Below are 21,129 nucleotides of genomic sequence, written 5' to 3'. Positions count from 1 at the left end.
ACATACGGCGTCGCTGGTTTTGGGCTTCTGTGGAGCATAATGCTCCGGCAGCTCACACAGTCTTTTCCAGTGGCGGTTCTATCTGCATTATTCTTCGGGATAGAGTATTACCTTAAATGACTGAGAAAACATCTCTGATACCAGTTGTCGAATTAAAATCCTTAAGTAAAGGTTTCGACGGAAAACAAATTATTTCCCGCCTCGATCTCACTATCAACCATGGCGAGTTTTTAACCATCCTTGGTCCTTCGGGCTGTGGTAAGACGACGGTTTTGCGTTTAATCGCGGGTTTAGAAGACGTTGATGATGGGCAAATTATCCTTGATGGGCAAGATATTACGGATATCCCAGCAGAACAACGTTTTGTAAATACCGTTTTTCAAAGTTACGCGCTTTTCCCACATATGACGGTTTTTGAAAATGTCGCATTTGGTCTTCGTATGCAAAAAACACCTGCTGATGAGATTAATAGTCGCGTTGAAGAAGCCTTGCGTATGGTGCAACTTGAAGATTTCGCACAACGCCGTCCTGCGCACCTTTCTGGGGGGCAACAACAACGTGTCGCGATTGCGCGTGCGGTTGTGAATAAACCCAAGGTCTTATTGCTTGATGAATCATTATCGGCACTGGATTACAAATTACGTAAACAGATGCAAAATGAATTAAAAGCCTTACAGCGTAAATTAGGGATCACCTTTATTTTCGTGACTCATGACCAAGAAGAGGCGCTGACTATGTCAGACCGGATCGTGGTGATGCGTGAAGGCCGTATCGAGCAAGATGGTACTCCGCGAGAAATTTATGAAGAGCCAACCAATCTGTTCGTTGCGCAATTTATAGGTGAAATTAATATCTTTGATGCGCGCGTTCTTCATCGCATTGATGAAACGCGGATCCGTGCTGATGTTGAAGGTCATGAATGTGATATCTATACCACATTACCTGTGACACAAAACCAGCCACTCAAAGTATTACTTCGACCTGAAGATCTCCGTGTTGAAGAAATTCACGATCTTGAAAACCTTCCTGGGCTAATTGGTTATGTTCGTGAACGTAACTATAAAGGCATGACGCTAGATTCTGTTGTTGAGATGGAAAATGGCAAGGTGGTGATGGTCAGTGAATTTTTTAATGAAGATGATCCAGATGTTGATCACTCGTTAGACCAAAAAATTGCAGTAACTTGGGTTGAAAGCTGGGAGGTCGTGCTGGCAGATGAAGAAAACACGTAAACTATTTCAAAACATCGTAATTACAGGTGTTGTGGGTTGGTTGATGGTGTTCGTCTTCTTGCCGAATATCATGATCATTGCGACCAGTTTTTTAACTCGTGATGATGCCAATCTTGTCGAGATGGTCTTTACACTCGATAACTACTATCGCTTATTTGATCCTATGTATGCAGAAGTGTTACTGCATTCTATTAATATGGCGGTGGTCGCAACATTAGCGTGTTTACTATTAGGTTATCCCTTTGCTTATTTCCTTGCAAAAATGCCTAAGAAAATACAGCCATTAATGTTGTTTTTATTGATTGTACCTTTTTGGACAAACTCGCTTATTCGTATTTATGGATTAAAGATATTCCTAAGTACGAAAGGTTATTTTAACGAATTCTTGTTGTGGATTGGACTTATTGATAAACCACTCAGAATTATTTATACCCCAGAAGCCGTTGTGCTGGGGCTGGTTTATATTTTATTACCTTTTATGGTATTACCGTTATATTCCAGCATTGAGAAATTAGATAAACCTTGTTTAGAAGCAGCGCGCGATTTAGGGGCTAATAAATTTCAAACCTTTATTCGCATTATTATTCCATTAACCATGCCGGGCATTATTGCGGGTTGTTTACTCGTGATGTTACCTGCGATGGGCTTATTCTTTGTTGCTGATTTAATGGGGGGCGCGAAAAATTTATTAATTGGTAACGTCATTAAGAGCCAATTTTTAAATATTCGTGATTGGCCTTTCGGTGCAGCCACAAGTATTTGTTTAACCTTGGTGATGGGATTAATGCTGTTTGTGTATTACCGAGCCGTGAAGTTACTGCATAAGAAGGTAGAAATAGAATGATAGGACGGTTATTGCGTGGTGGATTTATGTCCATTATTTACGCGTATCTTTATATCCCGATCATCATTCTGATAGTTAACTCTTTTAACTCATCACGTTTCGGGATTAATTGGAAAGGATTTACCACAGATTGGTATGCCATTTTATTTAATAATGACAGCCTGCTTCAAGCGGCTGGGCATTCATTAACAATGGCAGTCACGTCTGCGACATTTGCGACATTAATTGGCTCATTAGCGGCGGTTGCACTTTATCGCTACCGTTTTCGTGGCAAAAAATTTGTGGGTGGAATGCTGTTTGTTGTGATGATGTCGCCAGATATTGTTATGGCGATCTCTTTACTTGTCCTGTTTATGATCCTAGGTGTTTCATTAGGATTTTGGTCGCTTCTATTTTCACATATTACATTTTGTCTGCCATTTGTTGTGGTTACTGTGTACTCACGATTAAGTGGATTTGATGTAAAAATGTTGGAAGCAGCTAAAGATTTAGGGGCGGGTGAATTTACTATTTTACGTAAAATCATTATGCCATTAGCAATGCCAGCAGTGGCTTCAGGTTGGTTATTAAGCTTTACGTTATCTATGGATGACGTCGTCGTTTCCTCTTTTGTGACGGGGCCAAGCTATGAAATTTTACCACTGAAAATTTATTCAATGGTAAAAGTGGGGGTTTCGCCAGAAGTGAATGCACTTGCAACCATCCTTTTAGGTCTATCCTTAATATTAGTGTTAATTAGTCAGTTGATCTTAAGAGACAGAACTGGCAAAGCGTAAACAATGTATTAGTGCGAGTTTCTCGCACTTTTTGGGGTCTTGAAGACCAATCTGTTGGAGGTAGGCTCGCTGCCTATTTGATATTAACGCATCAACCACTGAAGGAAACATAAATGAAAAAGTGGTCCTCAGTACTTGCTGCCAGCGTAATGGCATTAAGTATCGGCACAGCATCTGCTGATGATGGTAAGACATTATATTTCTACAACTGGACGGAGTATGTGCCGCCTGGTTTGCTTGAACAGTTTACGAAAGAAACTGGGATTAAGGTGATTTATTCCACCTATGAATCCAATGAAAGCATGTATACCAAGTTAAAGACCTACAAAGAAGGTGCTTATGATTTGGTGGTTCCTTCCACTTATTTTATTTCTAAAATGAGTCATGAAGGTATGCTACAAAAAATCGATAAATCAAAACTAACCAATTTTGATAATCTCGATCCTAGCTTATTGCATAAATCATTCGACCCAGAAAATGATTATTCCATCCCTTATATTTGGGGGGCGACGGCTATTGGTATTAATAGCGATGAAGTTGATGTGAGTAGCATTACTTCATGGGCAGATTTATGGAAACCTGAATATAAAGATAGCTTATTACTAACCGATGATGCTCGTGAAGTGTTTCAAATGGCTTTATTGAAATTAGGCTATTCAGGTAACACTACAGATCCTAAAGAGATTGAAGAAGCGTATAAAGAGCTACAAAAGCTGATGCCAAATGTATTAGCATTCAATTCAGATAACCCCGCTAACCCTTATATGCAAGGGGAAGTTAATTTAGGGATGATTTGGAATGGCTCTGCATTTATTGCTCGCGATGCGGGTGCACCGATTGAAATGGTGTGGCCAAAAGAAGGGGGTATTTTCTGGATGGACAGTTTGGCTATCCCTGCTAATGCCAAGAATGTCGAAGGTGCTCATAAACTTATCGATTTCCTATTACGCCCTGAAATTGCAGCAAAAGTCGCAGAAAATATTGGTTATCCAACACCTAATCTCGCCGCACAAAAGTTACTGCCAAATGTGATCACAAAAGATAATTCTCTTTATCCAACAGAAGAGATTATTAATAAAGGTGAATGGCAAAATGATGTGGGTGATGCAACGGTATTATACGAAAGCTATTACCAAAAATTAAAAGCAGGACGCTAATCGCGTTTGAATATAATTTGAAGCCACCTGAAAGGTGGCTTTTTTATAAAAAAGAAGAAAAAGAGAGTCAGTGATAAGCAAAAAGGTAATAGGCTATGCTCAATTAAAATCATTCTTAATACAGCTTTCGGCAATTAACCGATTATTTTTTTCTTGAGTTTTTTTTCGTTGTTCAATACATGACGCATAATCACTTTGTAAAAAATAACTAATATGAACATCAAATTTTTCAGAGATACGATAAATTAATTCGATACTGATCCTATTAGTTCCACGTTCATAACGAGAAAGCTGTTGCTGGCTTATCTCTAATTCTTTTGCAAATAACGTCCCTGAGCATTTTAATTTTTTTCGTAAATGGCGTATTCGCTGGCCTATTCGAAAATTAATGGTTTTGCTGCTATCTATCATTTATCAGCCTTAAAAATACAAATCATTATTGATAAGAAAATGTCAGACTGGCTAACCCGTTTGCTTTACCAGGTTTTAATGTTCCAGTTGTGATATACCGAGTCGACAGGTTTAATGTGTAGTTTTCGTTATTAGACGTTGTTATATGAAGTAAACGTTGATTAGGTTGTCCCGTGGCACTAATGTCGGGTCCATAAGTGACTGGGCTAGGGTTATCATTAAAGAAAAACTGAATACCAATGCCTGATGCATCTGAATCTGATGTTAAGGTGAGGGTATCTGTATTATTAGAATAAGTGGATTGGTCTGTCATGCTGGCATACAAGTGAACATTAGTATCACAAGTTACTGAAATAGATTTGGTTTGTGTTTTTGATGTCGAGCCGATCGCACTCATATCCCGCATTGAGATATCACCTAATTTATAAGTGAGATTTTTGGTATTAACTGTACAACCTCGGGCCTTAATGGTGATTGTTACAGGATTTATTGCAACAAGTGAGGTGTTGTTACCTTTATGACCGCCACCATATTCAGACCACGTATTTGCAATGACAGTGTAAGGAATATTATAAACACCCGTTTCTAAGTGCTCGTCAGTGACAACAAAGACAACTTTTGCTTTTAATGAAACACGATCTACACCTTTGTTGACTGTTGATCCGACTGCGGGATAAATAACCGTCGCACTTGAGCCTGTGCCTACATCAATAGGAACATAAGAAACGCTGTCATTGTTATCTTTTAAACCAAAGGCATAACCAATGCCTTTTACACCAGCAAGGGCATAAACGGGATATCGATTACTGCCTTCGTAATAGTAAATGCCACTTATTTTTGAACCTAATGCATTAGCATAAAGGGTTTCAACCCAGCATTTTTGTAGAAATTTATTCTCACATTTAAAACCATTATAAACGGATGTTTCTCCAATCCATGTTGAAGTAATTGGAGTACCTGCGGGGGTTCCGTCTGCTGCACCATCAAAACTCATCGGAACCGGAGATACAATGAGCGGATCTGCTACTGCCCACGCCATTTTTTCAGGAATAAGCACTAAAAAAACCAGTAATGATAAGAAAGAAAGGGAATATTTCATTATTGGTACTCCAGTAAAAAAGTCGTGGTTGCATTAGCTTGACCTGAACTTACAGGTAAATGTGTTGCGACGTAGCGGGCATAGAATTGCAAGGTATTATCTTGATTAGGCAATAAGGGGTAAGGTTGGCTCTTTTCATTGATGGCAATAGGTGTACCTGACTTATCCATAAGCGCAATAGCAACACCTTGAGCCCCATCTTGATTAATCGCAAGCAATGTATTATCGGATGTAGACGGTGTGCCTTTGAAACTGACTTTTACGCCGCTGGCTTCGGGTTGGCAATCTATCAACTTAATACTAAAAGGGATAATCGGTGTACGTTGTTGAGCAATTGTCGTTGAAGTGAAATCTTTCGTCGCAATATTACCCAATTTTACCGTAATGTTTTTTGAATTGGTTTCTACCGTGCAAGTGTTGCCTGTCACTCTGGCATTAATTTGGATCAGCGTGTCATAGGTATTGCCTTTGCTTATAGAAAGTATCAATAAAGCTAAAATAACCATTAATCTGCGCATTATTGGCACTCCTGTGTCATCTTTATAAAGGGCTCATTATGTTGTTCAGAAGGTAATTGATAATTGACTTGGCAATGTTTAGAGGATCCATTGCCCCAGCGAACATCCAATAGGCCTGAATGAGGGACGCCAGAGAGGTAGAGCAAACCGTCATCGCCCACAATACCGGAGAGATGGTTTTGCTTATCGGTGGCAATTGCACCGAAAGGTAAAGGCCGCCCTTGTTGTTTTAGTGTCAGTAATAAGCGATATCCCGTTTTAGCGTCAAAGTTAACTTTAATAACGGCACCTTGAGTGGGAATAACTTGCTGAATATTTTGTTCAATCTCGACATTGTCTGGGAGTGTGGTGGTATCAAGTGCCACTTTATTTTGACGATAAGCTGTCGCATAAGGAATAACAGCAAATCCGCGCCAATCAGTATAAATACCCGTCGCATTATCAATAGGGACATCTGCTGTTTTGTCAGCATCAACGAGAATAGTATTTGAGCTTAATGGCTGACTTAATGTGATCCCTTCACTATGTAACAACATACCGCCTGCAAGGCTGTAATTGAGTTGTTGAGCATCTTGATGGTAGTTATAGCCAGCATTGAGATTGCCATATCGGCTTTGATATCCAAGAGAAGCACTGCCTGTATAACTCCCTCCTTGATTACTATATCCCTGTTGAACACTGTAATTTAACGTATTGTCATCGAGTAATGTGCCAGCAACACCTGCATTATGGGCAGAATAGCCGTTATTATTATGACTGTAATTATAAGTGAGATAGGCACTATTACTTGATTGATAACTTGAAGGCATAAGAAGTTGTAACGGAATAGAAACCCCAAGAGAAAGTGTTTGATCCCGTTCCCCACTGTTCATCATGCGGTTATAACTATAAATAATGTTGTAAGAAAGCCCTTTAATATTGCCGTTATAACCTGTTTGGACTAATACGTTTTTCTCATTTGTTCCCCAATAGTTTTGCCAGTGTGTTGTCATAAAAACAGAGCCATAATCGGCAAGTTGTTGTGACAAATTGATCTGGAGACTGCCTTTTTTATGATTACGCAGATCAAAATAACGCGAAGGTGTTTGTTGATTATCTTCATAGAGATAACCAGACATACTTGTGTTGAGCGTCTCTTCCAGTGTGTAAAAGCCAGAAGTAGAATAGCGATAGCCTAATAACTGAAAATTAGTACCAAATTGGTTAAGTGATTTTGCGTAGAGAAAGCGTAAAGAGTAGCCCTCTGATATTGAATCATCAGGGAGTTTGCTATGAGCAAAAGTGATATCCGTTGACATGGCACCCAAGGTGCCCATATTTTTACCAACCCCAAGCGCATAAGATTGATATTCTGCGGTAACTAAAGCGCCACCGTATGCCGTTGTGTCATAAGGTAATCCATAGATCAGATGGCCTTGCAAAAAGCGTGGTTTTTTATTTTGATTATTTTGGCAAATTTCACCTGCTTGGATCACAAATTGTTTTTGACCTTCTCGTTGTAAAATGGGCACGGCAGAATACGGCACAACATAATCGTGTTTACTGCCGTCATTTTCTTCAATCGAAACATAGAGATCGCCGCTATTTGATGTTGGATAGAGATCTCTAATTTCAAATGCGCCAGGGGCAACAAAGGTTTGATAAATAATATAGCCATTTTGTCTTATAACGACTTTGGCATTGCTATTTGCGATCCCCCTAACAATAGGGGCAAAACCTCTTTGGCTATCAGGTAACATCGTGTTATCGCTTTCTAAGGAAATACCTCGGAAATTAATGCTGTCAAAAAGTGCTGATGACGTATAACTGTCGCCAATTTGTAATTGGCTTTTTAGTGACACAATATTGCGTTGAAGATAAGTATTGATATGGTTCCACTGATTTTTTCCATTTGATGAATTCCAAGTGGAATAATCTCTTAATCGCCAAGCACCAATATTGATCCCACTACGTAGATTGAGATAGTAACTATTATTATGAGAATTTCCCCAACTGTTGGCGCCGCTAAAGGTATAATTTAATATTCCTGCAGTAATGCCGTTATCCCATTTCTCTGGTGGAATATAACCACGGGCTTTAAGATCTAAAGCTGCTTGAGGGATTTGAATTTTTAATGCTTGTTTATCAATATCATAATTAACAACAGAGTCAGGAATAATATCTTCAATATTAATACATTGATTATCTAAGGTATTTTCAATATCAGAAAATATTTTAATATTAATACCTAGTGATTGATAAAAAGATTTATTTAAACAAGGAATTACAGTTTTATCTTGGCTAATAAAATGAATGTTTTCTGTTCTCAGATACTCATGATTAAAAATAATATCAAGAGGATAATCTCCCGGTTTGATACTATTTCCAGCTTCAAAATAGCTTAAATCGGCGACAGAATCAGGAGAATCAGCCAAAAAAGCAGGATTAAATCGGTTTGCACTGTGTGCCAACAATGGCAACGCCATTGATATAGTCATAGCACCAGAAAAGAAAAAATAAACTGTATTTTTATTAATCATGTTTTTGACCAAGACGCTTGGAGCCGATGCAATCATTAATGAGAAATTTCTTTTTTTAATACTGCCGTCTGCGCGCCATAATCATTTATTGTTTGAAATGAAATTAAGCTCGCATTGCTCTTTATTTTTCCTAACATTAATTGAGAGAAAGGATTGATCATGATACTTGCAGGGAGTTTATTATCCGCTACTGCTAAATTCACCATAGTGATATGATAAGGCGTTGGGTTATTCGCAATAAGCTCACCATTCTGGTAAGAAAAAGAAATCTCATTTGCAACTTTTTCATTATAAGCAGGCAAATTTCCAGGGCGATAAAAAAGCTTTATGCGGCTCTGTATTGCGATTTGTAGTGTGTTTTCATTAGCGAGTTCATCTTGTAATGACGGGATCACTTTTACATTCATCCAAAATAAACTTTCTCTATCTTCAGGTAGAGATGCACCGGTATACATAATTCTTAATGCATTTTCTTTATTTGCATCAAGAATATATAAAGGAGGTGTTACTATAAAATCGTTATTTTTAACGCCTTGATTATCAGAAACCCATGATTGAATTAAAAAGCTATTTTCTTTATCGGAGTTAGTAATAACAAGGTTGGTTTGTTTAATATTTGAATTATAAATAATACGTGTAGCACCTAATGAAACACCATTAGAATAAGATAATAATGGAAAGAGAAAAATAATAAGAAATATAAGTATTTTTTTCATGATTGAAATATATTAGGTAATGAATATAGGGTAATTGTATTTTTGAGAAAAATATGCCGTCCTTGGCAATAAGATATCAATCAAAAATAATTAGCTATTAAGAATAGGTCACCATAAAGTTTGTGGTAACGTTTGCGCTACCCGCCTTAACGGTGTCATCTGTTGAAACAAGAGATGCGTTATAATTTAATTGGTTTTCGCCTTCAATTAATTTTTGAGTCGTTGATGGTTGGCCTGGAATAACATTTTTACTGCTGGAGTCAGTAATTTTTAATGCGACATTTGCCGCCGCACCACTACCTTGTAATGCAAATGCGCTTGCATCGCCATCCGAAGCGGTACCATTAAAAGTAATTGCAGCTAATGTTGAAACGGTAATATCGCAGTTATTTAATTTAATACTAAAAGGAATGCGACCTGTTTCATCACCTTTTTTAGTAAATTCGGCAACACGGAATTGACCTAAACGAACAGTTTGGTTTGCTGAGCTACTATCAACACCACAAGCTGCATTAACAACAGAACCTTCAAAGTTAACAGTACCGCCATTGACTGTTACTTCTGTGGGTGCAGGAGTAACAGTGTCTTCTGCAAATGCAGGAGTGGCAATCACAGCCATTGCAGAAGTGATAATTGCAGATAATAATAACTTTTTCATTAATTATTCCTATTTTTTAAATATATATCTAACCATTAACTTAATAAATTAAGATAATAGCTAACTCTATTTATCCTCTATTTTTAAATAGAGAATAAAAGGGGGATAAATGGTTTTTAGACGTGTAACGTAAGACTATTTATATATATTTAACAGAGGGCAGATTGCCGCAATTATCGTAAAAACGATAAAACAGTTATATTCATACCTAAGTCAAATTTACAAAAATTATAGATGTGCCAAAAAAAATAGAGAAATCGTTTTAAACGATCGTTTTTAGCTTCTTTTATAGATGGTATCTATTGATATCGTAATAACTATCGGCAATAGCTAGTGTTAAAAAGTGGGAAAATAGATTATTTTATCTAATGATTTTTATGATATTGCATATCATATTGATATTTATTGTGTTTTTTCTTTTTGTTTTCATCGTTTTTCGTAGACCAATAAAGAGCATCTTAAAAAGAGCCTGTAAAAATACCTATAAGATGATGTTTCATAAAATATATTTCATGGTGAAACTATTTATAAAATGATACAAGAAATAACACTTTTCATGTTCAAAAAAGGCAATGTTGTCTATTTTTTTATTCAAATATAAACTTCAAATATATTTTTGATAAAAAAAGTAGAAATATTATTTATTCATTTTAAATTGAAATTAAAAGACATATTTTAGAAATATAAAATTGATGATGCTTTTTTCACTACCTATGGGAGTAAATCAATCTGTTTTCTGCTTAATATTAATTGTAACAAAATGTTTCACTATTCAATTTTTTTTTGATTATCTTTTCATAAAAATGGCTAAAGCAATTATGCTGGTTTTATTTTAATATCGGTTCTAATGATAAAATCTTAAATCAGAAGGCACAAAATGATATCTAGCTCATCAAAAGGGACATTATATGGCATTGTTGCTATTCTTCTTTGGAGCACCATTGTTGGTTTAATTCGTAATATTAGTGAGTATTTTGGTGCTGTGGGAGGTGCCGCACTGATTTATACCACAGGCACACTCTTTCTTATTTTGATCTTAGGTGCACCGAAGTTATCACGCTTCCCTAAACGCTATCTTTTCTGGGGAGGGGTATTATTTGTCACTTATGAAGTGTGTTTATCTCTAGCGTTAGGATTTGCCACAGACAGAACACAAGCCATAGAGCTAGGAATGGTTAACTATTTATGGCCTAGTTTTACGTTAGCCCTTGCTGTAATACTTAATAAGCAGCGATTCTCAATTTTACTGATCATCGGATTATTATGTGCATTTAGTGGACTAGTCTGGGTTGTTAGTGGCGATAATCCGCTGACAATTAATGGGTTATGGATGAATATTCAAAGCAACCCATTGAGTTATATATTGGCGTTTTCAGGTGCTATTCTGTGGGCATTTTATAGTAATTTAACTCGGCTTATGTCTGGCGGGAATAACGGTATTGTGCCTTTCTTTCTATTAACGTCACTTGCATTATGGGGACAATACCTAGTTTCAGCCCCCGTAGAGTGGATCGTCAATACAAAAAGTATCACGCTATTATTAATAACAGGGGCTGCTATTGGACTTGCAAATGCGGCTTGGACAATCGGTATGATCAGGGGTAATGTGACATTACTGGCGACACTCTCTTATTTCACTCCAGTTATTTCTACTGCATTTTCATCAATATTATTGTCTACTGCACTCTCTTTCTCATTTTGGCAGGGGGTCATGATGGTGACTGGTGGCTCTTTAATTTGCTGGTTGGCAACTCGTCAAAAAACGATAAAACCACGTAAAACGGTAAAATAATGCAAAATAGAGGGTTCTTAAGTTAAATATTGATGTAAATAGAGGTCATTGGCTCAATAGACTCTATTTAAAAAGAAGCATTTGTGTAAGTTGAAATTTTTTCACTATGCGATGAGGGCAATATCGGCTTATCTATATTACTTATAAACTGAATAGTTACACTTGCAGCATCTCCAATAAAGAAGATGTATTAAGTAATACGATAAGAACAAATGCAACAACAAGGAATTGCTATGAAACTTGAGACACTCTCTGTTCACGCGGGTTATTCACCTGATCCAACCACAAAAGCCGTTGCTGTACCTATTTACCAAACAACATCTTATGCATTTGATGATACGCAACATGGTGCGGATCTCTTCGATTTAAAAGTACCTGGTAATATTTACACCCGTATCATGAATCCAACCAATGACGTATTAGAAAAACGTGTTGCCGCATTAGAGGGTGGAATTGCAGCGGTTGCCGTAGCATCGGGCATGGCAGCGATCACTTATGCAATTCAAACTATTGCACAAGTGGGAGATAATATTGTTTCCGTCGCTAAGCTTTATGGTGGCACTTATAATTTAATGGCGCACACATTTCCTCGCATTGGTATTGAAGCCCGCTTTGCCCCTCATGATGATATTGCAGCCCTTGAAGCGTTAATTGACGATAAAACAAAAGCCGTATTTTGTGAAACCATTACAAATCCAAGTGGAAATATTGTCGATATTCAAGCATTGGCTGATATCGCTCATCGTCATGGTGTACCTTTAATTGTTGATAATACGGTTGCAACACCTTATTTATGCCGTCCTTTTGAGCATGGTGCGGATATTATTATTCACTCTTTAACCAAATATATTGGTGGTCATGGTAATTCTATCGGTGGTATTGTTGTTGATTCTGGTAAATTCCCTTGGGCTGAGCATAAAGATCGTTTTGAAATATTAAATACACCAGATGTTTCTTATCACGGGGTAAATTATGTCGAGCACTTTGGTGCTGCTGCCTATATAGCTCGTTGTCGTGTTGCGCCTTTGCGTGGAACAGGTGCGGCTCTATCACCTTTTAATGCATTCTTGATCCTACAAGGATTAGAAACGCTGGCACTGCGTATGGATCGTCATACTGAAAATGCCCAAAAAGTGGCAGAATATTTACAAAATCACTCTCAAGTTGCATGGGTTAAATATGCAGGTTTAAGCAATCACCCTGAGCATGATTTAGCGGTACGTTATATGTCAGGTAAACCAGCGGGCATTCTCTCTTTTGGGATTAAAGGAGGTGCAGAAGCAGGGGCTAAATTTATAGATGCATTGCAACTCATTGTTCGTCTGGTGAATATTGGTGATGCTAAATCATTAGCATGTCATCCAGCATCAACCACGCATCGTCAATTAAATGATGAAGAATTAGAACGCGCAGGTGTTTCACGCGATTTAATTCGGTTATCTATCGGCATTGAACATATCGACGATATTCTTGCAGATTTAGAGCAGGCATTAAAAGCCAGTATTTAATTAAAGTTATACATTAAGAATTAAAAACCTTCTTTATTTAAAGGAGGTTTTTTTATATTTAAAATCCCTTGTTTTATTAGTATCTTTAGGTATTTTGATCTTATCATCATTAATATAAGGATATATTATGAATGTTACCTCTATATTTAGAGATACAGCGAGTCAACTGACAATGGGAATAGGAAAAGTAATAAGTAATATTGTTGATTTTTTCTCTAATCTTAGTTCTGGTATAACAGGATTATTTAATAGTAATACTCCTTTTAGACAGGTTTCGACAGGTTCGAAATCCGATGGACTTGAGCTTATTAACTTCTGTAAAAATATTGAATTTTCAAGAGGAACCTCGCTCTTTTATATAGAAATGTTTTTAAATAGTCAATGTGAAATGGAGGGTTTAGATAAAAGCAAATATAATTCAATATATGGTTCAGTTGATAGTGGATATAATTCAATATATGGTTCAGTTGATAGTAGATATAATTCAATATATGATTCAGGTGAAAGTAGATGTGAATTAAAAGATAGTCCAGAAGAACATGAATATGAAGAAATAAATCTTCCAGAAGAAAATACATATGAATCAATAGATGAAAATAATTCAGTAACAGTTGAGGACGTATATAGTGAGGTTTTTGATTCTACGGATTTTTATGAGGAGGATATTTATACTTCACCTTCCGATGATACGTTATCTGAGGAAAATAATTATGATACCATTCCAACAGATGATGAACTTTTTAGGTTGTTTTTTACTACCATTGAAAATGGCACAAAATTTAATACTCTTTAAATAATGCTAATTCTATTTTTATAAAAAATAAATTTAATTTTAAATAAAGAAATTAATTTAATATTGATTTCTTTATTCTTATTTTATTTGTCATCATTAATGAAATAGTTAATCAATGCAGTGATTTTTTGATAAAAATCAAATTCTAAACTCCTTTTGTTTTTTAAATTAATCGTCCCGATCAATCTTGTAAAATAATTTAATTTTTTAAATTAAATTTGATTAATAAATAAAGGAATGTGAAGTCAACTCCATTATTTACATATAATAAGTATCAGTATAAATCAGATTGATTTTGATCAATAAGGAACATACCGACTGGTCGGTATTATCCTATGCATGAATACAACTGCACATCACCGAAAAAAAGACCCTATCCGAGTACAAGAGCAATTATTGGAAGCGGCAAGTGTTATTGTGGCTAATGAAGGAATAGCCTCTCTCTCTTTGAATGCCGTGGCAAAAGAAGCAGGAGTCAGTAAAGGCGGTCTACTTCATCATTTCCCCGGAAAATTAGAATTAGTGCAGGCAGTCTTTAAACGGCTATTGGATATTATGGATAGTCGCATTGCAGTGATTATGGAAAATGATCCGATTGAAGCAGGGCGTTTTTCTCGCGCCTATTTAACTTATATTTCTGATTTAAAACAGTCAGACGAAAGTCGCCAATTAGCCATATTATCTTTAGCTATGCCAAATGAGCCTATTATGCGTCAATGTTGGCGAGACTGGATGTTAGATCATTTAGCCAAAGGCGATAAATTAGATAATAGTTATTTAGGAACATTAATTCGTTATGCAGCAGATGGTCTTTGGTTATCTGAACTAACAGAAGGCCCTACACTTTCACAAGAAGAGCGTAGCGCATTAGTCGAAAGATTATCTGAAATGACATTTGACTATATGGCAAACACAGAAAATCAGTCATTTTAATCAGGATGAATGAGGGCACAATGAAATACAAAATAAATGCCTTAATTTATTACGACGCAACGGATGGCGCGATATCGTTAGAAAAAGAGAGTGTTGATACTCATCTTTCTATTACCGCTAATGCGTTACTTTTTTATTTTATTCAGCATCCCGGCGTTGTTAATCGTGATGAAGTATTAAAACGTGTTTGGGATGATAATGGATTAGTTTCATCAAACAGTAATTTAAACCAATATTTGAGTTTATTACGAAAAACATTTCGCCATTATGGTATTGAAAATATCATTGTGACTATTGCGAAAGGACGATTAGAGTTTAATCCAGATATATCAGTTGAACTCATTGATGATTCAACGCTCTTACCTTCAATTCAAACAAATGAAGGATCACCTATTCTAGTTAAAGATGAAAACAAAGTAGTGGTTGAAACAACGACACCTTTATCTTTAACGCAAACACCTTTAGAGCCTATACAAGAAGAAGCACCACAACAAAAACAGAAACCAGAAATTTGTTGGTATTTAGCCAGCATTGGTTTTCTATTAGGTGCGGTATTTCTTGCGGTGATCATCTTTTTTAATCAACACCAATCAAAGCCAATTTCACTGACACCATTAACGCATAATGATTGTGAGTTACTTTCTAATGAAGCCATGATTAATTCTGCGGTAAGTGATAATTATGTTCGCAATTTTGACGCTGTAAGAAAGAAGCTTAATTTACAGTGTGTGAAAGGTGAGCGATTTGTTTTCTTTTATGGTGATAAATTACAAACAAATGGATTGGGTCGAGTATTTTTAGCGCACTGTGCTAAAAACGAAGATAATCCATTTAGTTATTGTGATAATTACTTTTACTATTCTTGGAAATACTAATGAAAATCTCAGGGAAACTTTTATGTTTTTTATCGGCCCTGATTTTTATCTTGGTCGCGACTTATGCAGCAACAAGATTATTAACCATTAAAAATGAAGGTGTCATGGTTTGCTCTACCAAGGGCATTATGCGTTTTGAAAATATGGAAGATGAAAATGTAAATGGGAATATTCATTTTTCATTTGGCGCTAATGGTAAAGGGTCTATTGTTGTTGAAGGTTATACCACCTCAAAAGCAGGATGGTTATATTTACAACGCTATGTGAAATTTGATTATACAACCAAGCGTGTTTCACCAACAGAACGTCACTATTTTGTTAGCCAATGGGATGCCAGTGCATCATCAATTGATGAATCTCCAGACGTTATTTTTGACTATTTTATGCGTGAAATGTCAGACAGTCATGATGGGTTATTTATTAATGCGCAAAAGTTAAATGAGAAAACATTACTACTCAGTTCACTCAATTCACCGCTCTATATTTGTACCTTAAAACCGGGCAGTAAATTCGATTAATCGTCCTGATTATCTGATTCTATTTTGCAAGGCGGCCTCTATATAGTCGCCTTTTTGTTTATCTAAAACTCAATATATCTATCCTCTTAATTGACCATCTCTTCTCACATATTCCTGATGTTAACTCTTTGCCTATTCCGTGATTTCAATGGATTGTCGGTATGACTTTTATAGTAAAGAGTGCTCATCTTTATTTTTTATACACCGTCGTAAAGATATAAATTTGATAAATATGTGATCAACAAAAAAATAGCACGATTTGTATATAGACTTGATTTACGCTTTTCCAATTATTGATCTCACATTGAAATATCAGTGATATTCCGCACATCTTTCTCGTCGATATGTACTGCCTTTTTTCACCTTTTCAACATCCTTCTAACAAAGTTAATTTGGCTATTTTTTCATCTTTTTTTTATGAAAATCAATAAATTTATAACGATGAAAAAAACAAATTAACAGCACGGATATATAAATAGAGAGATAAAAAACACTAAATAACAGAATTAAATTCTATATGCGTTGTTATTATGGATTTATATTTTGTTTTTATTTTTGCGCGTTATAGTGATTTTGAAACCAACGTCTGCGTTTAAAAAATCACCACGCAGACATAATGGGCAAACGTAAACCGTTAAACGGCTTCTCGGAGGAAATGAAAATGGGTGATGCATTAGGTCTGATCGAAACCAAAGGTCTGGTGGCATGTATTGAAGCCGCTGACGCTATGTGTAAAGCCGCGAACGTTGAACTTATTGGCTATGAAAATGTGGGTTCAGGTCTCGTGACTGCGATGGTGAAAGGCGACGTAGGCGCAGTGAAAGCTGCTGTGGATTCAGGTGTGGAGTCAGCACAACGCGTGGGTGAAGTTGTTACATCGCTCGTGATTGCTCGTCCTCACAATGACATCAACAAAATTGTTATCAAACACAAGGCATAGTTTTTGCCTTAGGAGAACGTATGGGTGATGCATTAGGACTTATTGAAACTCAAGGGCTGGTGGCTTGTATCGAAGCTGCAGACGCGATGTGTAAAGCGGCAAATGTTGAGTTAATCGGCTACGAAAATGTGGGTTCAGGTTTAGTGACTGCAATGGTGAAAGGCGATGTAGGTGCCGTTAAAGCCGCTGTGGAATCTGGCTTAGAAGCTGCTCAACGTGTTGGTACTGTTGTGACTTCATTAGTCATCGCTCGTCCACATAACGATATTCAAAAAATCGTTGCCCAGTACAAAGTGACTGAATAACGAAGGAAATAAATATGAAAGAAGCACTCGGTCTAGTTGAAACCAAAGGGCTTGTCGCTTGCATTGAAGCTGCTGATGCAATGTGCAAAGCAGCCAATGTTGAACTGATTGGTTATGAAAACGTCGGTTCAGGTTTAGTGACAGCAATGGTGAAAGGCGATGTCGGTGCAGTCAATGCAGCGGTTGAGTCAGGTGTTGAAGCGGCAAAACGTATCGGCACTGTCGTGACTTCTCGTGTTATTGCAAGACCGCATAACGATATCGAGAAAATCGCACAACAGCACAAAGCCTGATTATTCAGGCGTGCTGTAAAGCAAAGAAATAAGTTATTCAGCTAAATTTTTTAACTCCTGTATGGGGGGAGACATGGTTGCATTAGATAAAGATTTGCAATCCAGACAACTGGCTCGTGAGCTAGTTCGTAACGCGAAAAATGCACAACTTGTTTATGCTAAGTTTTCGCAGGAAAAAATCGACAGCATTGTAAAACACATTGCATTTGAAGCGGCTCGTCACGCAGAAGAGCTGGCAAAAATGGCGAACGAAGAAACAGGCTTTGGTAAGTGGGAAGACAAAGTTCTGAAGAATACTTTCGCGTCATTGCGTGTGTATGAACATATGAAAGACATGAAGACCGTTGGCATTATCAATGACGATAAAGTGAAAAAAGTCATGGATGTTGGCGTGCCTTTAGGTGTTATCACGGCGTTAGTCCCTTCAACTAACCCAACATCAACCATTATCTATAAAACCCTAATTGCACTGAAAGCGGGTAATGCGATTATTTTCTCTCCGCATCCAAATGCAAAACAGTGCAGTTTCCGTGCATTAGAAATTGTTAAAAAAGCGGCTTTAGAGGCTGGAGCACCAGCAGGTATTGTTGATGGTGTGACATTACTGACATTAGAAGCGACCAAAGAATTAATGCACAGCAAAGATGTGTCATTAATTTTAGCGACGGGTGGTGAAGGTATGGTGCGTGCCGCTTATGCATCAGGTACACCAACCATCAGTGGTGGTCCAGGTAATGGCCCTGCTTTTATCGAACGCAGTGCAGATATCAAAAAAGCCGTGAGCGATATCATCACCAGTAAAACATTCGATAACGGCGTTATCTGCGCATCAGAGCAATCCATTATTGTTGAACGTTGCATTTATAACGAAGTTCACCGAGAGCTATTAGCGCAAGGTGCTTACTTTATGAATGACGAAGAAGCAACAAAAGTGGCTTCAATGTTACTGCGTGCTAACGGCACAATTAACCCAGCTGTTGTGGGTAAAGATGCGATTTATTTAAGTCAGCGTGCTGGTTTTAGCGTACCCGCGAATACGCGTGTATTAATCGCATTACAAGATACCGTTTCCCCAAAAAACCCGTATTCGCGTGAAAAACTATGCCCAATCTTAGGCATGTATATCGAAGAAGATTGGAAATCCGCGTGCGATCGCGTGGTGCAATTACTGACTAACGAAGGCTTAGGTCATACCTTAGTTATTCATACCAAAAATGAAGATGTTATTCGTCAGTTCTCTCTAGAAAAACCGGTTAACCGTATTCTGATTAATACCCCAGCGGCATTAGGTGGCATCGGTGCAACCACTAATATTACTCCAGCGTTAACCTTAGGCTGTGGGGCTGTAGGTGGTGGTTCTAGCTCTGACAATGTTGGTCCGATGAATCTACTGAATATTCGTAAAGTAGGTTATGGCGTGCGTACCGTTGAAGAGCTGAAACAACCTTGTCCTTTAGCACAAGAAGTTACTCAACCTGCTGTTTCTGCTTGCTCTGTTTCCAGTGCAAATCACCAGACCAGCATTCTTGATGATGACCGTTTTCGTTCACCTTCTTTAACCCCGGTTCATGCTGAATGTGCCACTGCACAACGTCAAGTTCAAGGTGATGATCGCTTTGGTGCATCTCCTTATGCAACGACTGTCAGTGCTTGTACACAACAAGTGATTGAACAAGGTGATATTACCGAAGAAAACGTGGAGCGCATTATCAAGGAAGTTCTCGGACGTCTGAGTAAATAACTCATTGATATAAGGCGATATAAACCATGATCCTCGCAAAGGTAATCGGACACGTAGTAGCGACACAAAAAAGCCCAGAACTTAAAGGTAGCAATTTATTGATGATAGCCACCTTAGATGATGAGCTTAAGCCACTGAAAAACAAAACGTATGTTGCAGTGGATAGTGTAGGTGCAGGTATCAACGATGTTGTGTTGGCTGAAGAATACTTTGCGCTGAACAAAGATCGCTACAAGGCGATGTCAGTGGTTGCCATTGTTGAGAAGGTTTATCGGGACAGTAAGGAGTAATAACGACATGAGTGAGTTTCTGATAAAACCCCAAATTCAGTTTGGCACCAATGCACTGGATTTTCTTTCTGGGTTAACTGCCCGCCGCGCATTTGTGGTGACAGATAAAGCAATGGTGAAGTTTGGCTTTGCAAATAAAGTCACTGACAAGTTAATGCAACGAGGTATTGATTTCCACATTTACGATGATGTTGCTTCCGATCCCGATATTTCAGCCATCGTCAGTGGTATGAAGATCATGGATGCTCATTATCCAGACTTGGTTATCGCACTTGGTGGTGGATCAGTGATTGATGCTGCGAAAGCCGTTATGTACTCCCTCTGGCATACCCGTAAAGAGAGCAACAGAACAAAACCTCAATTTATTGCGATCCCAACCACCAGTGGTACGGGTTCTGAAGTGACCTCTTTTTCAGTGATCAAATCACACAATGAAAAACTGGTCTTGGTTGATGAGTTTATGTTGCCTGATGTCGCCATTCTCGATCCTGAGTTGGTGAAATCTGTGCCACCTGCCATTACGGCAGATACCGGTATGGATGTCCTTTGTCATGCACTAGAAGCTTATGTTTCTAAAGCCGCATCTGATTTTTCCGATGCGATGGCAGAGAAAGCCGTCAAGTTAGTCTTTGGTCATCTTATTGATTGCCACCATCAAGGTGACAACTTATTTGCTCGCGAAAAAATGCATAACGCATCTTGTATCGCAGGCATGGCATTTACTAACGCCTCGCTGGGGATAACTCACAGTCTTGCTCACGCATTAGGCGGTGTATTCCACGTTCCTCACGGTCGTGCAAATGCGTTATTGATGACACATGTTGTCGCCTTTAACGCCAATCTTCATGGTGATTGTAATAGTGAAGCAGCAAAACGTTACGCCTATCTTGCTCAAAGCTTGGGACTTCCAGCTAATACAGTAAGAGAAGGGGTAACCAGTTTAATCGTCGCCATTAATGTATTGAAAGATGAAATGGGTATGCCGAAGAGTATTCGCGATACCGGTGTCAGTGAAGCGGACTTTTATGCTCGTTTAACGGAAATGGTCGGACAGGCTTTACGAGATAGCTGTACACCGACAAATCCGCGTGACGTGAACACACACCAATTAGAAACATTGTATCGTCAGGCATTTGCCGGTGTATCACACAGCTAATGCTCAACCGAATAAATACCGATTAGGTCAAGTAAAGAACATCAGGAGAGCCTCA

Annotated in this window: 22 protein-coding genes; 16 read left to right on the top strand and 6 right to left on the bottom strand. The window is 37.7% G+C overall.

Translation table 11 applies throughout. The features are described 5' to 3' along the window. The first annotated feature begins 116 nt into the window (after nucleotides 1-116). The 4 genes from potA to potD all read left to right on the top strand — a co-directional run bounded on the left by potA (nucleotide 117) and on the right by potD (nucleotide 4,009). Complete coding sequence (gene potA / locus SB028_RS17340) at nucleotides 117-1,232, top strand: spermidine/putrescine ABC transporter ATP-binding protein PotA (protein WP_069366991.1); 1,116 nt, start codon at nucleotides 117-119, stop codon at nucleotides 1,230-1,232. Further along, nucleotides 1,216-2,076, top strand: coding sequence for a spermidine/putrescine ABC transporter permease PotB (gene potB, locus SB028_RS17335; protein ID WP_023583058.1), 861 nt, complete (start codon nucleotides 1,216-1,218; stop codon nucleotides 2,074-2,076). Before potA ends, potB begins: the two co-directional genes overlap by 17 nt. After that, nucleotides 2,073-2,852: a spermidine/putrescine ABC transporter permease PotC gene (gene potC, locus SB028_RS17330; protein ID WP_069366990.1), complete on the top strand. Its 780-nt coding sequence runs from the start codon at nucleotides 2,073-2,075 to the stop codon at nucleotides 2,850-2,852. The genes potB and potC overlap by 4 nt, the downstream gene beginning before the upstream one ends. Before the next feature lie 113 nt (nucleotides 2,853-2,965). Further along, entirely contained in the window at nucleotides 2,966-4,009 is a 1,044-nt protein-coding gene (potD, locus tag SB028_RS17325) for a spermidine/putrescine ABC transporter substrate-binding protein PotD (protein WP_069366989.1), read from the top strand. Nucleotides 4,010-4,108: 99 nt separating this feature from the next. Here potD and SB028_RS17320 read toward each other — a convergent pair whose 3' ends face one another. The 6 genes from SB028_RS17320 to SB028_RS17295 form a co-directional block, all read right to left on the bottom strand. Continuing rightward, nucleotides 4,109-4,420, bottom strand: coding sequence for a helix-turn-helix domain-containing protein (locus SB028_RS17320; protein WP_069366988.1), 312 nt, complete (start codon nucleotides 4,418-4,420; stop codon nucleotides 4,109-4,111). 25 nt (nucleotides 4,421-4,445) lie between these two features. After that, on the bottom strand, nucleotides 4,446-5,519 hold the full coding sequence (locus tag SB028_RS17315) for a fimbrial protein (RefSeq protein WP_069366987.1): 1,074 nt from the start codon (nucleotides 5,517-5,519) through the stop codon (nucleotides 4,446-4,448). Continuing rightward, the gene (locus SB028_RS17310) at nucleotides 5,519-6,037 is read right to left on the bottom strand and encodes a fimbrial protein (RefSeq protein WP_069366986.1); all 519 of its coding nucleotides are present in this window, start codon (nucleotides 6,035-6,037) and stop codon (nucleotides 5,519-5,521) included. Before SB028_RS17310 ends, SB028_RS17315 begins: the two co-directional genes overlap by 1 nt. Then, nucleotides 6,037-8,556, bottom strand: coding sequence for a fimbria/pilus outer membrane usher protein (locus SB028_RS17305; RefSeq protein WP_318859675.1), 2,520 nt, complete (start codon nucleotides 8,554-8,556; stop codon nucleotides 6,037-6,039). The genes SB028_RS17310 and SB028_RS17305 overlap by 1 nt, the downstream gene beginning before the upstream one ends. 35 nt (nucleotides 8,557-8,591) lie before the next feature. After that, a complete protein-coding gene (locus SB028_RS17300; RefSeq protein ID WP_069366985.1) occupies nucleotides 8,592-9,272 on the bottom strand; it encodes a molecular chaperone in 681 nt (226 codons plus the stop codon). A gap of 97 nt (nucleotides 9,273-9,369) precedes the next feature. Continuing rightward, a complete protein-coding gene (locus tag SB028_RS17295; protein WP_069366984.1) occupies nucleotides 9,370-9,930 on the bottom strand; it encodes a fimbrial protein in 561 nt (186 codons plus the stop codon). Nucleotides 9,931-10,807: 877 nt separating this feature from the next. On the opposite strand from SB028_RS17295, the gene yddG reads away from it, so the two are divergent. The 12 genes from yddG (at nucleotide 10,808) to SB028_RS17235 (ending at nucleotide 21,074) form a co-directional block, all read left to right on the top strand. After that, nucleotides 10,808-11,722, top strand: coding sequence for an aromatic amino acid DMT transporter YddG (gene yddG / locus SB028_RS17290; RefSeq protein WP_069366983.1), 915 nt, complete (start codon nucleotides 10,808-10,810; stop codon nucleotides 11,720-11,722). 233 nt (nucleotides 11,723-11,955) lie between these two features. Further along, nucleotides 11,956-13,230, top strand: coding sequence for a bifunctional O-acetylhomoserine aminocarboxypropyltransferase/cysteine synthase (locus tag SB028_RS17285; protein WP_069367028.1), 1,275 nt, complete (start codon nucleotides 11,956-11,958; stop codon nucleotides 13,228-13,230). Nucleotides 13,231-13,357: 127 nt separating this feature from the next. Continuing rightward, nucleotides 13,358-14,023, top strand: coding sequence for a hypothetical protein (locus SB028_RS17280; protein ID WP_069366982.1), 666 nt, complete (start codon nucleotides 13,358-13,360; stop codon nucleotides 14,021-14,023). A 339-nt stretch (nucleotides 14,024-14,362) separates the two neighbouring features. Further along, complete coding sequence (locus tag SB028_RS17275; RefSeq protein ID WP_069366981.1) at nucleotides 14,363-14,956, top strand: TetR/AcrR family transcriptional regulator; 594 nt, start codon at nucleotides 14,363-14,365, stop codon at nucleotides 14,954-14,956. A 20-nt stretch (nucleotides 14,957-14,976) separates the two neighbouring features. Beyond that, entirely contained in the window at nucleotides 14,977-15,831 is an 855-nt protein-coding gene (locus tag SB028_RS17270) for a transcriptional regulator (protein ID WP_069366980.1), read from the top strand. Further along, nucleotides 15,831-16,349: a FidL-like protein gene (locus tag SB028_RS17265; protein ID WP_006536331.1), complete on the top strand. Its 519-nt coding sequence runs from the start codon at nucleotides 15,831-15,833 to the stop codon at nucleotides 16,347-16,349. Before SB028_RS17270 ends, SB028_RS17265 begins: the two co-directional genes overlap by 1 nt. 661 nt (nucleotides 16,350-17,010) lie before the next feature. Beyond that, entirely contained in the window at nucleotides 17,011-17,289 is a 279-nt protein-coding gene (locus SB028_RS17260; protein WP_004249182.1) for a BMC domain-containing protein, read from the top strand. Between the two features lie 20 nt (nucleotides 17,290-17,309). After that, nucleotides 17,310-17,594, top strand: a complete 285-nt coding sequence (locus SB028_RS17255; protein WP_006536329.1) for a BMC domain-containing protein — start codon at nucleotides 17,310-17,312, stop codon at nucleotides 17,592-17,594. A 14-nt stretch (nucleotides 17,595-17,608) separates the two neighbouring features. Beyond that, nucleotides 17,609-17,887 (top strand): BMC domain-containing protein, encoded by a 279-nt coding sequence (locus SB028_RS17250; RefSeq protein WP_006536328.1) that lies wholly within the window; start codon nucleotides 17,609-17,611, stop codon nucleotides 17,885-17,887. A 73-nt stretch (nucleotides 17,888-17,960) separates the two neighbouring features. Further along, nucleotides 17,961-19,628, top strand: a complete 1,668-nt coding sequence (locus SB028_RS17245; protein ID WP_248620162.1) for an acetaldehyde dehydrogenase (acetylating) — start codon at nucleotides 17,961-17,963, stop codon at nucleotides 19,626-19,628. A 26-nt stretch (nucleotides 19,629-19,654) separates the two neighbouring features. Continuing rightward, nucleotides 19,655-19,918, top strand: a complete 264-nt coding sequence (locus SB028_RS17240; protein WP_064721253.1) for a EutN/CcmL family microcompartment protein — start codon at nucleotides 19,655-19,657, stop codon at nucleotides 19,916-19,918. A gap of 7 nt (nucleotides 19,919-19,925) precedes the next feature. Beyond that, nucleotides 19,926-21,074: a 1-propanol dehydrogenase PduQ gene (locus tag SB028_RS17235; RefSeq protein WP_069366977.1), complete on the top strand. Its 1,149-nt coding sequence runs from the start codon at nucleotides 19,926-19,928 to the stop codon at nucleotides 21,072-21,074. Nucleotides 21,075-21,129 lie beyond the last annotated feature (55 nt).

Source organism: Proteus vulgaris (genome assembly GCF_033708015.1).
Classification (GTDB): domain Bacteria; phylum Pseudomonadota; class Gammaproteobacteria; order Enterobacterales; family Enterobacteriaceae; genus Proteus.
The sequence above is the reverse complement of the archived record's forward strand: the minus strand, read 5'-3'. Positions and strand labels throughout refer to the sequence as shown.

Coding starts and splice junctions, on each gene's coding strand:
- potA (WP_069366991.1), top strand. CDS start 117: ATGACTGAGAAAACATCTCTGATACCAGTTGTCGAATTAAAATCCTTA.
- potB (WP_023583058.1), top strand. CDS start 1,216: ATGAAGAAAACACGTAAACTATTTCAAAACATCGTAATTACAGGTGTT.
- potC (WP_069366990.1), top strand. CDS start 2,073: ATGATAGGACGGTTATTGCGTGGTGGATTTATGTCCATTATTTACGCG.
- potD (WP_069366989.1), top strand. CDS start 2,966: ATGAAAAAGTGGTCCTCAGTACTTGCTGCCAGCGTAATGGCATTAAGT.
- SB028_RS17320 (WP_069366988.1), bottom strand. CDS start 4,420: ATGATAGATAGCAGCAAAACCATTAATTTTCGAATAGGCCAGCGAATA.
- SB028_RS17315 (WP_069366987.1), bottom strand. CDS start 5,519: ATGAAATATTCCCTTTCTTTCTTATCATTACTGGTTTTTTTAGTGCTT.
- SB028_RS17310 (WP_069366986.1), bottom strand. CDS start 6,037: ATGCGCAGATTAATGGTTATTTTAGCTTTATTGATACTTTCTATAAGC.
- SB028_RS17305 (WP_318859675.1), bottom strand. CDS start 8,556: ATGATTAATAAAAATACAGTTTATTTTTTCTTTTCTGGTGCTATGACT.
- SB028_RS17300 (WP_069366985.1), bottom strand. CDS start 9,272: ATGAAAAAAATACTTATATTTCTTATTATTTTTCTCTTTCCATTATTA.
- SB028_RS17295 (WP_069366984.1), bottom strand. CDS start 9,930: ATGAAAAAGTTATTATTATCTGCAATTATCACTTCTGCAATGGCTGTG.
- yddG (WP_069366983.1), top strand. CDS start 10,808: ATGATATCTAGCTCATCAAAAGGGACATTATATGGCATTGTTGCTATT.
- SB028_RS17285 (WP_069367028.1), top strand. CDS start 11,956: ATGAAACTTGAGACACTCTCTGTTCACGCGGGTTATTCACCTGATCCA.
- SB028_RS17280 (WP_069366982.1), top strand. CDS start 13,358: ATGAATGTTACCTCTATATTTAGAGATACAGCGAGTCAACTGACAATG.
- SB028_RS17275 (WP_069366981.1), top strand. CDS start 14,363: ATGAATACAACTGCACATCACCGAAAAAAAGACCCTATCCGAGTACAA.
- SB028_RS17270 (WP_069366980.1), top strand. CDS start 14,977: ATGAAATACAAAATAAATGCCTTAATTTATTACGACGCAACGGATGGC.
- SB028_RS17265 (WP_006536331.1), top strand. CDS start 15,831: ATGAAAATCTCAGGGAAACTTTTATGTTTTTTATCGGCCCTGATTTTT.
- SB028_RS17260 (WP_004249182.1), top strand. CDS start 17,011: ATGGGTGATGCATTAGGTCTGATCGAAACCAAAGGTCTGGTGGCATGT.
- SB028_RS17255 (WP_006536329.1), top strand. CDS start 17,310: ATGGGTGATGCATTAGGACTTATTGAAACTCAAGGGCTGGTGGCTTGT.
- SB028_RS17250 (WP_006536328.1), top strand. CDS start 17,609: ATGAAAGAAGCACTCGGTCTAGTTGAAACCAAAGGGCTTGTCGCTTGC.
- SB028_RS17245 (WP_248620162.1), top strand. CDS start 17,961: ATGGTTGCATTAGATAAAGATTTGCAATCCAGACAACTGGCTCGTGAG.
- SB028_RS17240 (WP_064721253.1), top strand. CDS start 19,655: ATGATCCTCGCAAAGGTAATCGGACACGTAGTAGCGACACAAAAAAGC.
- SB028_RS17235 (WP_069366977.1), top strand. CDS start 19,926: ATGAGTGAGTTTCTGATAAAACCCCAAATTCAGTTTGGCACCAATGCA.